The 14,844-nt window shown below is 52.8% G+C and carries 14 protein-coding genes; 13 read left to right on the forward strand and 1 reads right to left on the reverse strand.

Translation table 11 applies throughout. The features are described from left to right. The first annotated feature begins 274 nt into the window (after positions 1 to 274). From rsgA to L6H98_RS18220, 4 genes are all read left to right on the forward strand, one after another. Complete coding sequence (gene rsgA / locus L6H98_RS18205; RefSeq protein WP_236417202.1) at positions 275 to 1,357, forward strand: ribosome small subunit-dependent GTPase A; 1,083 nt, start codon at positions 275 to 277, stop codon at positions 1,355 to 1,357. Between the two features lie 74 nt (positions 1,358 to 1,431). After that, entirely contained in the window at positions 1,432 to 1,770 is a 339-nt protein-coding gene (locus L6H98_RS18210; RefSeq protein ID WP_236417203.1) for a L,D-transpeptidase, read from the forward strand. Positions 1,771 to 1,857: 87 nt separating this feature from the next. Continuing rightward, positions 1,858 to 2,418, forward strand: coding sequence for a GNAT family N-acetyltransferase (locus L6H98_RS18215; protein WP_236417204.1), 561 nt, complete (start codon positions 1,858 to 1,860; stop codon positions 2,416 to 2,418). A gap of 129 nt (positions 2,419 to 2,547) precedes the next feature. Beyond that, the gene (locus tag L6H98_RS18220) at positions 2,548 to 2,700 is read left to right on the forward strand and encodes a hypothetical protein (RefSeq protein ID WP_236417205.1); all 153 of its coding nucleotides are present in this window, start codon (positions 2,548 to 2,550) and stop codon (positions 2,698 to 2,700) included. A 162-nt stretch (positions 2,701 to 2,862) separates the two neighbouring features. Here L6H98_RS18220 and L6H98_RS18225 read toward each other — a convergent pair whose 3' ends face one another. Then, positions 2,863 to 3,102: a hypothetical protein gene (locus L6H98_RS18225; RefSeq protein ID WP_236417207.1), complete on the reverse strand. Its 240-nt coding sequence runs from the start codon at positions 3,100 to 3,102 to the stop codon at positions 2,863 to 2,865. 422 nt (positions 3,103 to 3,524) lie between these two features. On the opposite strand from L6H98_RS18225, the gene L6H98_RS18230 reads away from it, so the two are divergent. From L6H98_RS18230 to L6H98_RS18270, 9 genes are all read left to right on the forward strand, one after another. Then, positions 3,525 to 3,845, forward strand: coding sequence for a hypothetical protein (locus tag L6H98_RS18230; RefSeq protein ID WP_236417209.1), 321 nt, complete (start codon positions 3,525 to 3,527; stop codon positions 3,843 to 3,845). A gap of 55 nt (positions 3,846 to 3,900) precedes the next feature. Then, a complete protein-coding gene (gene essC / locus L6H98_RS18235; protein ID WP_236417211.1) occupies positions 3,901 to 7,899 on the forward strand; it encodes a type VII secretion protein EssC in 3,999 nt (1,332 codons plus the stop codon). A gap of 16 nt (positions 7,900 to 7,915) precedes the next feature. Beyond that, positions 7,916 to 8,746 carry a hypothetical protein gene (locus tag L6H98_RS18240; protein ID WP_236417213.1) on the forward strand — a complete coding sequence of 277 codons (831 nt, stop codon included), beginning with the start codon at positions 7,916 to 7,918 and terminating at the stop codon, positions 8,744 to 8,746. A gap of 7 nt (positions 8,747 to 8,753) precedes the next feature. Beyond that, positions 8,754 to 9,302, forward strand: coding sequence for a WXG100 family type VII secretion target (locus L6H98_RS18245; protein ID WP_236417215.1), 549 nt, complete (start codon positions 8,754 to 8,756; stop codon positions 9,300 to 9,302). A 196-nt stretch (positions 9,303 to 9,498) separates the two neighbouring features. Then, entirely contained in the window at positions 9,499 to 9,774 is a 276-nt protein-coding gene (locus L6H98_RS18250) for a WXG100 family type VII secretion target (RefSeq protein WP_236417217.1), read from the forward strand. A gap of 125 nt (positions 9,775 to 9,899) precedes the next feature. Further along, positions 9,900 to 11,990, forward strand: a complete 2,091-nt coding sequence (locus L6H98_RS18255; RefSeq protein WP_236417220.1) for a hypothetical protein — start codon at positions 9,900 to 9,902, stop codon at positions 11,988 to 11,990. A gap of 32 nt (positions 11,991 to 12,022) precedes the next feature. Further along, positions 12,023 to 12,775 carry a vWA domain-containing protein gene (locus L6H98_RS18260; RefSeq protein ID WP_236417222.1) on the forward strand — a complete coding sequence of 251 codons (753 nt, stop codon included), beginning with the start codon at positions 12,023 to 12,025 and terminating at the stop codon, positions 12,773 to 12,775. Between the two features lie 20 nt (positions 12,776 to 12,795). Then, complete coding sequence (locus tag L6H98_RS18265; protein ID WP_236417426.1) at positions 12,796 to 13,626, forward strand: hypothetical protein; 831 nt, start codon at positions 12,796 to 12,798, stop codon at positions 13,624 to 13,626. A gap of 365 nt (positions 13,627 to 13,991) precedes the next feature. Next, on the forward strand, positions 13,992 to 14,798 hold the full coding sequence (locus L6H98_RS18270) for an SDR family NAD(P)-dependent oxidoreductase (protein ID WP_236417225.1): 807 nt from the start codon (positions 13,992 to 13,994) through the stop codon (positions 14,796 to 14,798). Positions 14,799 to 14,844 lie beyond the last annotated feature (46 nt).

Raw genomic sequence — 14,844 nt, forward strand, 5'->3', positions numbered from 1 at the left:
GCTTAGGCAAACCATATGCAGCGAGAAGCTACGGGAGACGGCCCGTGGCTTTTTTTGTCGTCATCGGAGTTTGCACGGAAGCAGCAAGTTCTCTTTTCCATGGTATGAATGGTGAAGTTTCTGCTCTCTTCAAGTGCATCTTCTGTCGGCAAGTTTTACAGCCACGGGTTCATTGTGCCCGTGGCTTTTTCTTGTTTTCGTGCCGGAGACGTGTCCGGTCGGCTGTTTCATTGAAATGAAAATCATCGCATGAACATTTGGGAGGAATTTGATTTTGAATAAAGTATTGGATAAGTATGGATGGTCAACGTCATGGGAGGAAGCATGGAAGAGTTCCGGCATCGGAGTACCGCCAAGAGTGCCCGCAAGAGTGATCGCAGACCATGGACAGCTGCAGCGACTGCTGACAGAATCGGGGGAATGCTGGGGCAAAGTATCGGGGCGAATGCGTCATGAAAGCGCGGAGAGCGGCGAATTGCCGGCAGTGGGAGATTGGGTTGCGATTACGGGCGAGCCTGGCGAGGAAGCGGTCATTCATGGCATCCTTCCGCGTCGGAGCCGGGTATCCCGGCAGGCTGCCGGTCCGGTGACCAAGGAGCAATTGATCGCGGCGAACGTCGATCATCTGCTCATCGTGGCTGCCTTGAACCATGATTTCAATCTGCGGAGGCTTGAGCGTTACCTGATCATGGCTTGGAATGGCGGGGTAAACCCGGTCATCATTCTAAGCAAAAGCGATCTGTGCGACAACGTGCATGAACAGGTTGCGAAAGTGGAGAGCATTGCGCCCGGCATTGAAGTCATTGCATTGTCGGCAGTGACGGACCAGGGCAAGGAGCAGCTGGATCGGCTGCTTCAGCCTGGGAAAACGGTCGCTCTGACGGGATCTTCGGGAAGCGGAAAATCGACCATGGTGAACTGGATCATGGGCAAGGAAGTGCAGCTCACCCAACAAGTGCGGGAAGCGGATAGCCGCGGGCGGCACACGACGACCCATCGCGAGATGTTTGTGCTTCAGCAGGGGGCCGTATTGATCGATACGCCCGGAATGCGTGAGCTCCATTTATGGGATGAAGGAGAGAGCGGGTTGTCGCAGGCTTTCAGCGAGATCGAGCAGTTGGCTGCCGGCTGCCGGTTCCAGGACTGCAGCCATACCCGCGAGACGGGGTGCGCCGTGAAGGAGGCTGTTCAGTCAGGAGTCCTGGATAGCAAAAGACTGGATAATTATCTGAAAATGCAGAGAGAGTTAATGTACCAGCAGCGCAAAGAGGAAACGGCAGCCAAACGAAGAGCCTCCGGCAAATCGTCCTCTTCTCGCAAACCCAAGCATGCCCTGCGTGCCAATGACTGGGATTGATCCGGGAGGATTGGGGTCAAATTGGCGCCAGTACCGGTGCACCGGCATAAGATAGAGCCGGGAGGTGTTTCAGCATGCCTGATTATCGTATTATCGTGGACCTTTCGGATCATATGTTATATCTGCTGGACGGGGATCAAGTCGTGAAGGGGTATCCGGTAGCTATAGGCAAAATGTTGACGGAAACGCCAACGGGGGAATTCACGATCATCAACAAACAGGAAAATCCCGGAGGTCCTTTCGGCGTTCTTTGGATGGGCCTGTCGGCTCCGCATTATGGCATTCATGGCACAAACGATCCTTCGTCCATTGGCAAATCGGTGTCGCATGGCTGCATTCGCATGTATAATAGCGATGTGCTGGATCTTTCTTCCAAAGTTGGCGTAGGCACAACGGTAACGATCCGGCCTTAGGGCCGGATATGCAGCAAAGCATGCGCACTCATAGGATCATCCACGAACCGACTATAGCAGTAATAACGGAAAAGGAGGAGTGGAACCATGCTTATTCGACGAGCTTGTGCAGGTGACGAACGCCAGATCGCCCATGTACATACCGAGAGCTGGAAGACGACGTATCGGGGGATCGTGCCTGATGCATTTCTGGACCGTCTGACGATCGAATCGAGATTGCCTCAATGGGAGCAGGCGCTCTGCGAGCAAGGCGAGGAACGGATTGTGCTTGTTGCGGAACAGGAAGACGGGACGATTGTCGGCTTTGCTTCAGGAGGAAAGGAGCGCGAAGGAAGCCTGCCTTACGAAGGAGAGCTCTATGCGCTCTACATATTAAAGGCCATGCAGCAAGTAGGAATCGGAAGGCAGCTTGCGACGTCGATGGTTCGGGAATTGCAGCAGCTCGGCATGGGGAGCATGGTCATCTGGGCGTTGGAGCAAAATCCGGCTTGCCGTTTCTATGAAAAGATGGGTGGGAGGCCTGTACGCAAGCAGCCGATCACCATTGCCGGACGAGAACTGGTGGAAGTGGCGTTTGGATGGAACCGTTTGGAACCGTTTGGGAAGGGCATGAAAATGGCTGATGATGGCGAGCTTCGAATCGATTAAAGTCGAATGGCGTTGGATGATAGGTTCAGGAAAAAAAAGGAATTCGAACCGGTTTGGTTCGAAATCAATCCGGTTATTTATCTTACACGGCCATTCATCCGTTAATCCATGGTAAAGGGGCTTGAATCGATGTCCATCGACCGCTTTATTCTGAGAAAGCTGAGCAACTGTCGGGAAGCAAACACGCGCGACAATCTGGTCCGCCTGTTTCTCATTCGCATCCACAGGGCCGAAGCAGCGGAGGGGCAAGAGAACGTATACGAAATCGGGAGACGGCGTTAAGAAGCATGAAGGCAGACTATGGTAAGGGGTTTGGGGCGTCAGGGATCGATATGAACAAAAAAGGAAGCGCGTCCTTTAAGGATGCCTTCCTTTTTTGGGCTGCGGTTGAGGACGGTCGTCCGAACCGCGGCGTATCATCAAGTTTAGGGGCTTTAGAGTCTGTTAGTACAATGACAGGGCCAGTGAATCATTTTCGCTGCGGCTGTGCAGAATGGCTTCGCAACCGACGATTTCGATGCTGATCAAGGATTGCAGGCATTTTTGCAAAGCTCGTTTACCGTTGCTGATTTTATGCTCAAGGGCATTGCTAAGCAGTCTTAATGTTTTCTGCACAGGTTGTTTGTTTTCTTGATTAAAGTATACAGGGATGGATTTGTTTTGAAATGTAATTAGTGTTCTCACTAGAAATCACCTCACAAGAGTTATTTCATATTGGTAATAGTAAATTCCAATGCTTAAAATTACCTTAAAATCAGCTTATGAAAACATAAAGGCGCTTAATGTTTGAAAAGTGTTCACAATTCGATTGTGGGCAAAGCAATCCCGGCCGACCCGAAACCGGGAAATTCATCCCTATTCCATCGCAGTGGTTTTCAATTTTTCGCATCCCTGCAAACCTAAACGCGTGGCCTGCCACAATAGTTCTGAGACCAATGGACGATATTTTAATGCTGAGATGGGTCATACGTAACAAAAACATAGGGTGTACATTGCCAATACGGATTTTATGTAAGAAAATAGGATTGCAATGCTGATTTGCCGCTTTTTTTTGATCTATTTTGACATTAGGACATTTTACATATGAGACCATCGGAGGGATTACGATGATTCTAACCGTATATTCCGGACGTGCGGAAAGCGAATGGTTTGATGTCGACGTGCCGGATGAATGTACGATCGAACATCTAAAAACGCTGCTTGGTGTCCGCATATATGGACAGGCCCCCGGAGATGGCGTACAGTACATCCTCGAAGCCAAATTTCCCGAAGGGTTATGGTTCACGCCGCACAATGCGCAGCAGTTGATCGAGACAGGCCTGCGTCAAGGGAGCTGCGTGCGCGTCCAACGGGCTTTCTCGACAACGACCGAAGAGGCGCCTGTGTATGGAAGGCGTCCATTGTTCCAACAGGAAAGCAACAAATGAAAGCCCGGAACGTATACATTTCAGGAATGCGCGAACGAAAGGAGGTCCATTCTTCGTGAATGTGTTATATCAGCGTTCCCCAAGGATGACGCCGGTTCTTAAGGAAGAACAGCTTGAAATTCTCAGGCCCCCGGCGGAACCGAGCAAACCGACGTTTTCGTTGATTTCCATTATAATACCCATCATGATGACGACGGTCAGCATCGGTTTTTATGTATACATCAATATGACAGGCAAAATGAGCAACAGCAGCTACATGATGTTCCAGATGATGACGGTCATGATGATGCTGACATCATATACCATTCCTTTTTTCGTGTATTTGAGCAACAAAAAGACCTACGCCAAAAAGATTCAGGAGCGTAAAGCGATGTACCTGTCGCAGCTGGACAAACATCGCGAAGAGCTGAAGGCGGCCCAAGCCGAACAGGTCCGAAGCTTATACGAGGTGCATGGGGATCCGAACGTCTGCATGCAAATCGTCAAAAACCGCAACAGCTCTCTATGGGAGCGGTCGCCGGAAGACGAAGATTTCATGCAGGTGCGCATCGGTTCCGGAGAAGTGCCTTTCCGGATCAAGCTCCAGGTACCGCGCGTGGACGGATATGATAAAGACGAGCTCATTGAAGCGGCCCATCAGCTGGCTGCCGAATTTCAGACCGTAGCGGATGCTTCCATCACCTTGCCCCTGTTCCAATCCAAGGTGATGGGACTGGTGGGGAGCCGTGAAGAAGTGCTTTCCTCGCTGCGCGTCATCGTTGCCCAGCTTGCCGTTCGGCATTCGCCCGACGAGCTGAAAATGGCTGCGTTTTATGAAGAGAAGGAGTCCCGGGAATGGGAATGGCTTCGCTGGTTGCCGCACATTTGGGACGAGGATCAGGAGCAAAGGTATATGGCCGACAGGCACAGCGGTGCGCATCAATTGGCGGACAGCTTGTTTTCCGTATTGAACCGGCGCAAGAACAACAAGCAGGACAAGTACAAAAAAAGCGTGCAAACGCCCTGCTACGTCGTGATCCTGTCCGATACGCAGTTGATTGAAGAGGAGCCGCTGCTGCCGCTTTTGCTGGAGTCCGCTCACGAGATCGATGTGTGCACGATCATTTTGGCGAGCCGCAAGGAATCGCTTCCGATGCACTGCCAGCTGATCATGGAAGCTGCCAGGGACAAAGGACTGTACATCAAAAAAACGGAAGACGCGGACGTCATCAAACAGGAGTACAAGCCTGATTTCATTTCCCGGGAAGCTGCGGAGGCCTTGGCCCGGTACATGTCCCCGATCCGGCTCAAACGTTCTTCCGCCTCGGATATCCCGCAAATTCTTCCGCTCTTTGACATGATGGGTATTTCCCGCGTGGAAGAGCTGGATGTGGTGTCCCGCTGGAATCAGATGAGATATCCGGACAGTTTGCCTGTACCGATGGGGGTTCGCGCAGGCGGAAAAAAAATCGCGCTTAACCTGCATGACAAAATAGAACGGCAAGGCCATGGTCCCCATGGGCTGATCGCCGGCACGACCGGTTCCGGAAAGAGCGAGGTCATTCAATCCATCGTGGCTTCCCTTGCGGCTGAATTTCACCCGCATGACCTGGCTTTCATGCTGATCGATTACAAAGGCGGCGGTATGTCGAATACGTTCGTGGGATTGCCGCATGTGGTCGGAACGATCACCAACCTTGACGGCAACCTGATTGAGCGGGCGAACGTTTCGCTTCGGGCCGAGCTTGTAAGGCGGCAGAAAATATTGAATGATGCCGGCAATCTGCAGCATATTGACGAGTATTACAAAATAGCGAGATCGCGGCAGCAGCAGCCTTTGCCGCATCTGGTCATCATTATTGACGAATTTGCGCAATTGAAGCGGGATCAGCCCGAATTCATGGACGAATTGATCAGTATCGCGGCCATTGGCCGAACGTTGGGAGTACACCTCATTCTGGCTACGCAGAAGCCTGCCGGCGTGGTCGATGACAAAATATGGAGCAATTCCAGGTTCCGGATCTGTTTGCGCGTGCAGAGCGAGGGAGACAGCCGGGACATGATCAAGATCCCGAATGCGGCATGGATTACGAAGCCGGGACGCGGCTATTTCCAGGTGGGCAGCGACGAAGTGTTTGAAGAAATGCAATTTGCCTGGAGCGGCGCCCCATATCATCGCGAGGAAGACTCAACAAGCGTGCTGCCTGTCATGGAAGTGCGGTTGAACGGGAAGCGGGAACCTTTGCTTACCGGTGAACGCAGAGCTGTATTGAAGGGCGAGGATGTCCCCAAACAGCTGCAGGCCTTTATCGATTATGTTGCACGTTCAGCTGCGGATGCTGGAATTGCGCGATTGCAGGGCCCGTGGCTGCCTCCTCTGCCGGAGGTGCTTGACTGGGAGAGTCTCGCCATCAAGCAACCCGGGGAAAGCGAGGATCGCGCGTACGAATCGGAAAGCGGTTTGTTAAGGCCCGTCGTCGGTTTGCTTGACGATCTTCCCAACCAGCGGCAGATGCCGCTTGAACTTCCAATGGATCAAGGCCATCTTGTCGTGTACGGCATGCCGGGTTTGGGAAAAACGACGTTTGTACAAACCCTGCTCATGGCCATGGGCAGATTGAACGAGGCATCTTGGCATGGCTATATCATTGATATGGGCAGGATGATGAAGGATTTTGCGATGCTGCCCCAAATCGGCGCCGTCATGATGGCCGAAGAGGAGGACCGGATCAAACGGTTGTTCCGTTATGTGCTGAAACTGTCTGCACAGCGTAAGGATATGATGTCGGAGGTCGGGGTAAAAACGATTTCGGCTTATCGCCGCGTCGCCCGCGAAGCGGTCCCGCAAATTGTGGTCGTGATCGACGGATATCTTTCTTTCCGGAATGCGTATCCCGAAGAGAACGAGTTGTTGGAAACGATTCTCCGCGAAGGCGGCAGCTTGGGCATGACCTTTGTGTTGACAGCCAACCGCGTAACGGACATCTTCGAAAAATTCAGGAGCAACATTCCCAATGCCGTTACTTTTGAATTATCCGATCCGAGCGATTATTATTATGCGGTGGGACGGCCGACAAAAGCGCCGAGCCAGCTTCCGCCGGGACGCGGTCTTGTGAAGGGGCAGGTTCCGCCGCTCGCGTTCCAGACGGCCTTGCCGTCTGCAGGCGAGGATGAGGGCAAGCGTTCGGCGTCCTTGCGCCGGGCGATCGTTGACATTCGTGACAGCTGGTCCGGGGAACAGGCACCCCAAATCGCGCCCCTTCCGGAAGAAGTGCATCTCAAGGATGTGATTATGCGTGCCGGAACATACGGAAGCAGAAGCCTTTCGTCGGTGAACGTGCCGGTCGGGCTGTATACCGATGATCTGGAGCCATTCTCGCTTAATCTGAGGGAAGGCCCGCATTTCATGGTGACCAGCCCGATGGAAGGGGGCAAAACGACATTTTTGTTGACCTGGATGCTGTCCCTAGCGTATCATGCTTCACCGGAGCATGTGCAAATGTACACGGTCGATATGCGCTATGGTTCAGGCGGATTGGCGGAAATCGGAGCTTTGCCCCATGTTCGTGGCCATGTGTCGCGAGAAGAGCAATTGGCTCCTGTCATCCAGCAGCTATATGATGAAGTGCTGAAGAGGGGAGAAATCTCCGGCGGTCCGGAAATCGTGCTGGTCATCGACGATGCGGACACATTGTCCAAACAGCTGACCGATTTCAACGTGAAGGATCAACTAGGAGCGATCGTTCGCCAAGGAAGGGATCGGGGCATACATGTCATTTTATCCGGCGTGCCGGCAGATTTCCCAACGTTCGGATCTGACTGGGTAAGCGACGTGAAAGCTTCCCAGAGCGGATTGCTGTTCGGGACCTTGGACCCTAACGATCTCTCGTTCTTCCGTATACCGTATTCCGAATCTGGAGGAAGCACGTCTGGTCTGAAGGTACTACCTCCGGGTCAAGGTTATTATATTAAACGTAAATATTCCAGGGTCAAAGGTGCAGTCCCATGCCATTCGGGCTGGAAAATGACCGATTGGATTTCTGAAATTCGTGACCGATGGCATGTTGTAGTTTGAGGGGAGGTGGCTCATAATGTTGACGGTTCATGATTCCAAGCAAAAGGTAGTCACTTTGCAATTGAAAGAGCTTTTTTTCCTGGCCGGTATACTCGGTTCAGACCGACTGCTTGGCGTGGAGGATCCATTCCGCGGTTATATGGCCGAAGATATCGCGATGGAATGGGAACACGTCAAAACTTCCCTGCTGGACAAAGGGTATTTGATTCAAGATCAGGATAGCAACGAGCTGACCATGACACCGACCGTTTTTTCCCGGGTAGCCATTGCTGGTCTTTCCGACAGGGCATGCTGGATACGTTACTCAATCAACGGCAAGTCATATGAAAGCTACATTCATTGCACGGATGAACGTGTTGTTGAAGTATCCCGGATCGAAGGAGAAACGGATTCGTTCAGGCTCAGCGATTTGGGGAACGTCCACCAAGCGGTGGATTGCCTGATCGAAAAAATGAAGTGGAGCGGGCGTTCTCCGGCGGAGAAACCTGCGCTGATGTGTTCCAAAAAAAAGTTTTACGATGTTTTGAATGGGCTGCATGACAAACAGGAGCAGACGGTGGCGGACGAGCTCGCACTGGAGACCAATGACCCCGAAGGATCGCTTGCGCTTGCACGGTGCCTTGTCAACAAGGAATCGGATGGGGAGCTGCGGCTGCTCGTATGGGGCGATGACGGCTGGACGTCACAGTCGGCGGCGTTCACTTCGAGCGCGGTTTCCAATTGGTTGTTCCGCATGAGTACAGCCGCTTCGGATGATTGGTTGGTTGCAGCCTTAACGACGAGAGAACAGTTTCACGAAATGCTGCTGGACTGGCTTAAACAGCCTGCAGAGGAAGAGGAAAGGTGATGGGTAAATGCGCATTCGTGTGGAACCGGATGTGCTTCGGGCACTGAGCAGGCAGATTCAGTATGCGGCGGAGCAAATACAGCAAAAGATGACAGTGTTGGATCAAGCCATTCATTCGCTGGAGTGGGAAGCGCAATCCCGTCCTGCGGTGATGGCCGAATGGGATTATTGCAAGCGCCTTGGCGAGACGGCGGTGCGGCGGTTCGTGGAGCTCGGGACGCAGCTTGATCGAAAGGCGGTCGTGTTTCAGCAAGTGGACATGGAGTATCGCACGATTCTGGGACATGTAAACAAGGCCTACGTCAACGCTGTCAATCTGCTTCAAGTCATGGAAGACAATGAGGCAGGACAGATCCTGCCTGTGCACTCAACGACTTCTGCCGTCGTATCCGATCCTTTTTCTGCAGTAAGGGCAGTATACCAAGTACAGGACACCGTTCCGCCTGACGGTTCCCCGGCCACTCTGGTTCAGGCCATGCAGCCCGAACCGGTGGCATGGAAGTTTACGGATCCGTCCTATCGGGGGACCAGAGGAAGCGAACCTGTCGTATCGTGATGACTTGAATATACAGATGTGATCCGCCTGATGGAATAAAATGAATTTTCGGCGAAAATAGGCTGTTAGGGGAAGATTCAGGTCCTGAAAATGGGGTAAATAGGATTAGGTCCTTCGGCTTTTGTTCAAAGGATTCCAATATAGTACAATTTGAACAAGCAATATTTACTAGCTCTAATCAAGGAGGAATTTACACATGGCAGGACGTATTTTAGTAACCCCCGAGCAGCTTGATCAGGTTTCCAACCAATTCAAACAAAGCGGTGAGCAAAGCCAGCAAATCGTTACCTCCCTGACTCAATCCATCACAAGCATGGAGGGACAATGGGAAGGGATGACCAAGCAGCGTTTCTTCCAGGAGTTCCAGGAAGCGAGCAAGCAAATGCAGTCTTTTGTTCAAACGCTGAACAGCATTAGCGCGGAACTTACGGCAATCGCTAACAAATTCCGCACGGCTGACCAAACTCGTTAATCTGTCATACATACGTGTAGGCAGAGAGCAAGCCAGAAGAGAAACTATTGCGGCAGAAACCGGGCGTTTAACGACACCCGGTTTTTGCTGCACCATCACAGAAATGATCAGAGAGAGGGATGAGCATGTCTTTTCAACCGAATCCAGGGGATGAATTGGTGATCAATGACATTGCCTACACGATTGGGCAGCATCCCGCCGCTCCCGGGCTGGCATACGCCCAGGCGGGGAGGCAGGGGATTGTTTATCAGCTGATTCCCAAAAATGGTTCCATAGATGGTGCTAAGGCACTAAAAGTGTTTTTTCCAAAATTCAGGATTCCTGCCATGGTGTATCAATCGGAACATATGGAGCCTTACAGCGCGCTGCCGGGTATGCGCGTATGCAAACGCGATGTGCTCACTCCGGAAAGAAACGGAGCGCTCATTGGAGAGTATCCGGATCTGTTGTACGCGGTGATCATGCCCTGGATCCAGGGCATGACTTGGTTTGATGTCATCAGCGACCAAAGAACGCTGACAACAGAGGATAGCCTGAGGCTGGCCAAGGCGCTTGCCGGCACGGGCTCTGCCATGGAGCAGCGCGGACTTGCGCATTGCGATCTGTCCGCGCCCAATGTGATGATTCCGTTTTTTTCCGAAGTGCAGGACCCGAATACGGCATCGGCGGTAGAACTGGTGGATGTGGAGCAGATGTACGGTTCCAAAATGGATCGTCCGGATGCTCTGCTTGCCGGTTCCCCGGGGTATGCGGCCCATCGGACAGTGCACAGCGGTTTGTGGAGCGCTTATGCGGACAGGTTTGCGGGAGCGGTGATCATTGCCGAAATGCTGAGCTGGTCCGATCCGGCGATCGTAGACAAGGCTTGGGGAGAAAGCTATTTCGACCAGAACGAAATGCAGGCGGTGAGCGAACGTTATGTCGCGATGCAAGGCTCACTCCAGAGGCGTTGGGGCCAGAAAGTCGCCGAATTGTTCACCAGAGCCTGGGAAAGCCATGATTTGAGCAGCTGTCCAACGTTTGGAGAGTGGCTGGTCGTGCTCGCTTCGGCATCCATAGAGCAAGCGGAGGCTGCGGTTGCTCCTTTGATGGCGGAGGAAGAAGCGGCTCCGGCTCCCGAAAAGGCGGGGAGTGCCCCGGTAACGGAAGAGATAACCGCAGACGCCCCAAGGGAGGGTGGCTTGGCTTCCAAGTCGCTGCCCGAGCAGGAAGCCGTCATCAACCGTTTGTTCGCGCAGGCGCGATTGTTGGAGGAAGAGGGTAAACCGGGCGCTGCTCTTGAAGTGTACCGGTCATTGTATCATTTTATTCCCGACAAAAGTCCGTTACAGATTGAAGTGGAAGCAGCCATCCAGCAGCTCGATGCCCAACTGAATCCGAAGGAAGAAGCTGCGGAACAGGGCAAAATTCCGTTGTATCGGACCAAAAAGTTCATGATCTCTGCCGCTGCGCTCGTCGTTCTGCTGGCCGGAACGGTTCCGACGGTCAACATCTTGGCCGACCAAGCCGAAGTTAAACAGAAGGAACAGCAGGAAGCCGCCAGATTAGCGGAGATCCAGGCTGCCGAGGAAGCCGAAGCGGCAAAGGCGGCTTTGCTAAAGCAGCAGGAGGAAGAACAGAAAAAGAAAGCCGAGGAAGAGCTCAGGTTGGCTGCCGAAAAAGAACGGCAGCAGGCCGATGCCAAAAAGAAAGAAGAAGAGCGGAAAGCATTGCAGGAAAAATACGATAAACAGGCCAAATATGAGGCCTATTTGGCAGAACAGGAACGAAAGAAGCAGGAGGCGGCGAAACAGGCAGCTCAGGCCAAGTACGACAAACAAGCCAAATACGAAGCATACCTCGTCTGGAAGAAAGAGCGCGATATCAGGCTAGCCAAGGAAGAAGCCGAACGCAAGGCAGCTGAAGAGGCTGCGCGCAAGCAGGAAGCCGCGCGCAAGGCGGCCGAAGAAGCCAGACGCAAAGAGGAAGCGGCCCAAAAGGCGGCGCTCAAGAAAAAACGCGCCCAAAACGTAGTAACCCTGATTGCCCATTATAACAAAGCGTACAATGCCCAAAAAGGCCGTAACATCGAAAATGCCGAAGCTTATGCACGCGATTTCAAAAACTTGTACAATACCGACGCTGCATACTTTAAGGGTGTGGGCAAGGTGGCTGCGCGCATGACTGCCATCAACAAATTCCTGGGCAATACGGACTACGTCCTGCCAGACCTGTAAATCAAACAAATGACGGAGGTGACACATCCCAGATGAACTATACGATTCAAGCATCCCAGCGAACACCCGCACTTATCATTTATTTGATTGATATCAGCGCCTCCATGAATATGGTTCTGGACAATCGCAGACGCATTGACGTCGTCTACGATGCGCTGTCCCTGGCCATTCGCCAGATGGTATTTCGTTCGACCAAAGGCAACCGTCTGACACCCCGCTACCGGATCGCCATCCTGGCCTACAGCGATGATGTGTATGACTTGTTGAACGGGATCAAGGGCATCGACGAAATCGCCGCCATCGGTTCTTTGCCTGACCTTACGCCAAAGCGCTTCTCGGATTCGGCCAAAGCGTTTTTGCAGGCCGAGAAAATACTGCAAGCGGAAATTCCGCACATGCAGGATTGTCCCGCTCCGCTGGTGTGCCACATGACGGATGGCGTGGCGACGGGGGACGATCCCGAACCGATTGCGAAACGCATTATGGGCATGAGCGTGCCTGACGGAAACGTGCTGGTTGAAAATATTTTCATTTCCGACCATCTGCTGGAATCGCCGATTGCCGAGCCGAGAAGGTGGAAAGGCATCCATGCGGAGACGTCTCTGAAGGACGAGCACGGCGAGAAGCTGCGCAACATGTCTTCCGTCCTTCCGGAGAGCTACCGGGAGATGTTGGTCGAAGCCGATTATTTGCTTGCTCCAGGCGCTTTGATGATGCTTCCCGGGACCTGTGCCGAGCTGGTATCCATCGGGTTCCAGATGTCTGCTGCCACACCTGTACGATAGGGGGAAACCGATTGAAAACAATGCGTTTGGTTTCGCTGTCTACCGGGGATAAATTGCCCCGTGCCAGGTCATATCGCGGCTTTCGCTACGTCAGTCTGCAGACGGGAGAACAGCCTCTTACCCGTTACGAGGGCGCCTTCAAATGTCGCTATGGGTACGGGCGAGCCGCCGAAACCGTGAATCAGGGAGATTCCGGGCAGGACTTTGCAGCGGTCAACATGGATGGGGATGTCGTTCATTTTGTGTTGTGCGATGGGGTCGGCATGAGCTATCTTGGTGATTTTGCCGCTCGATTTCTGGGCAATGCCCTGCTCGAATGGCTCGTCAGCACGCCGGTGCCCAGTGCCGAAGGCGTGGAACGTTTGCTTCGCGAACTGACGGTTCCCGCATCCGATCAGCTCTCCAAATTGAAGCCTTTGGACAACTCGCCGCTGCTTCTGCGCGAAGTGCTGATGGAGAAGCTTCGCAGAGGCAGTCAGGCGATGTATGTATGCGGCAGGGTCGAGCTGGCGAAAGGAAACGGAAACAGCCGCATGTGGCTCGCCTGGCAGGGGGACTTGAGAATCCGGATGTGGCGCAACGGGAAGGAACACTCGGCTCCTTTCCAGCAGATGCGCCGCTCCAGCGAGCGTTGGTCCACATTGGAAGGACCGGTTGGCGGCAAACCCCATGTATATGATGCCAAGTTGTCCGGCAAGGAGTCTTTCCGGCTGCAAATGTATACGGATGGATTGAACGACCTGGACGCCATTCACACCTATATCCCGGACGAGCACATTCAGGTGCTTCTTGATGCGGCCCACACGGGAGGGCTGGAAGACGATGCGGCATTGATCGAATTGGAGTGGTAAACGGAAAATTGCGATGTGCATGATTTAAAAAGAGCTCTTTTTGGGTAATCTTGTGAAGAATTGCTTTACATAAGAGACTGCGGCGAAATAAATGCCACTATATAGGTTGAACCAGACATTTACACGATCACGGAGAGGACAGAAAGAAGCTGGAGATGCGAAGCGCTCGCTTAACAAGAACGCTGCATCGGAAGCATAGGCTTATCGCCGGATTTCCCCTTAAATAAGTGGATCAAAAAAAATTTGGGGATCACAGCGATCGAAAGATGGTTCTGACCACGTAATGGCTCCGTGTAAAGATCATTGGTTCAACTTATATCGTTTCCTCGTAGCCTCTAAGACACAAGAAAAAGGAGAGAGGAATCATGACGCATCATCATGACCGTTCCAGGTTTGCAGGCAAGGTGGCGATCATTACGGGAGCAGGTTCAGGCATCGGCAAGGCAGCGGCGCTGAAGCTGGCGAATGAAGGGGCACAGGTCGCGTTGTTCGATCTGGTGAATGACCGGATTTCGGAGACTGCGGCGGAAATCAACGCGCTGCATGAAGGGTCCGCCCGAGCGTTCGATGTGGACATTTCCGACCCGGAACGCGTGGAAAGAGCGGTGCTGGAAACTGTGGAACTGTTCGGCGGCATCGATGTCGTGTTTGCCAACGCGGGCATCAATGGCGTATCCGCTCCCATTGAGGACATTCAGGTGGAAGATTGGAAAAAGATCATCACCACCAATTTGGACGGCACGTTCTTTACCGTCAAATACGCTTTGCCGCATCTGAAGAAACGCAGGGGCGGCAGCATTATCATCACAAGTTCGATCAACGGCAATCAGCGCTTCTCCAGCTTCGGCATGTCCGGATACAGCACATCCAAGGCAGGGCAGGTGGCCTTCGCCAAAATGGCTGCATTGGAACTCGCGAAATTCAAAATCCGCGTTAACGTCATTTGTCCCGGTGCTATTGCGACCAATATTGATCAAAGTACGATCAAAACGGATGATTTGCAGGAGATCGTCATTCCGATTGAATTTCCGGAGGGGCAGCAGCCGCTGCAGGGCGGCCCCGGCAAGCCCGAACAGGTTGCCGACCTGGTTGCGTTTCTGGCCTCTTCCGAATCCGAGCACATCACGGGGGCCGAAATTGTCATTGATGGGGCGGAATCGCTGCTTAGTTAATCGTACTTCGGACTCTGTAAGCAGAGAAGAAATCATATGCAAGCAC

The organism is Paenibacillus sp. JJ-223, assembly GCF_927798175.1.
Taxonomy (GTDB): Bacteria; Bacillota; Bacilli; order Paenibacillales; family Paenibacillaceae; genus Paenibacillus; species Paenibacillus hubeiensis.

Bases quoted from the DNA above. Each gene is read 5' to 3' on its own strand.
- L6H98_RS18265 (WP_236417426.1), top strand. From the start codon at position 12,796: ATGCGTTTGGTTTCGCTGTCTACCGGGGATAAATTGCCCCGTGCCAGG.
- L6H98_RS18220 (WP_236417205.1), top strand. From the start codon at position 2,548: ATGTCCATCGACCGCTTTATTCTGAGAAAGCTGAGCAACTGTCGGGAA.
- L6H98_RS18245 (WP_236417215.1), top strand. From the start codon at position 8,754: ATGCGCATTCGTGTGGAACCGGATGTGCTTCGGGCACTGAGCAGGCAG.
- L6H98_RS18240 (WP_236417213.1), top strand. From the start codon at position 7,916: ATGTTGACGGTTCATGATTCCAAGCAAAAGGTAGTCACTTTGCAATTG.
- L6H98_RS18215 (WP_236417204.1), top strand. From the start codon at position 1,858: ATGCTTATTCGACGAGCTTGTGCAGGTGACGAACGCCAGATCGCCCAT.
- L6H98_RS18255 (WP_236417220.1), top strand. From the start codon at position 9,900: ATGTCTTTTCAACCGAATCCAGGGGATGAATTGGTGATCAATGACATT.
- L6H98_RS18270 (WP_236417225.1), top strand. From the start codon at position 13,992: ATGACGCATCATCATGACCGTTCCAGGTTTGCAGGCAAGGTGGCGATC.
- L6H98_RS18210 (WP_236417203.1), top strand. From the start codon at position 1,432: ATGCCTGATTATCGTATTATCGTGGACCTTTCGGATCATATGTTATAT.
- L6H98_RS18230 (WP_236417209.1), top strand. From the start codon at position 3,525: ATGATTCTAACCGTATATTCCGGACGTGCGGAAAGCGAATGGTTTGAT.
- L6H98_RS18260 (WP_236417222.1), top strand. From the start codon at position 12,023: ATGAACTATACGATTCAAGCATCCCAGCGAACACCCGCACTTATCATT.
- L6H98_RS18250 (WP_236417217.1), top strand. From the start codon at position 9,499: ATGGCAGGACGTATTTTAGTAACCCCCGAGCAGCTTGATCAGGTTTCC.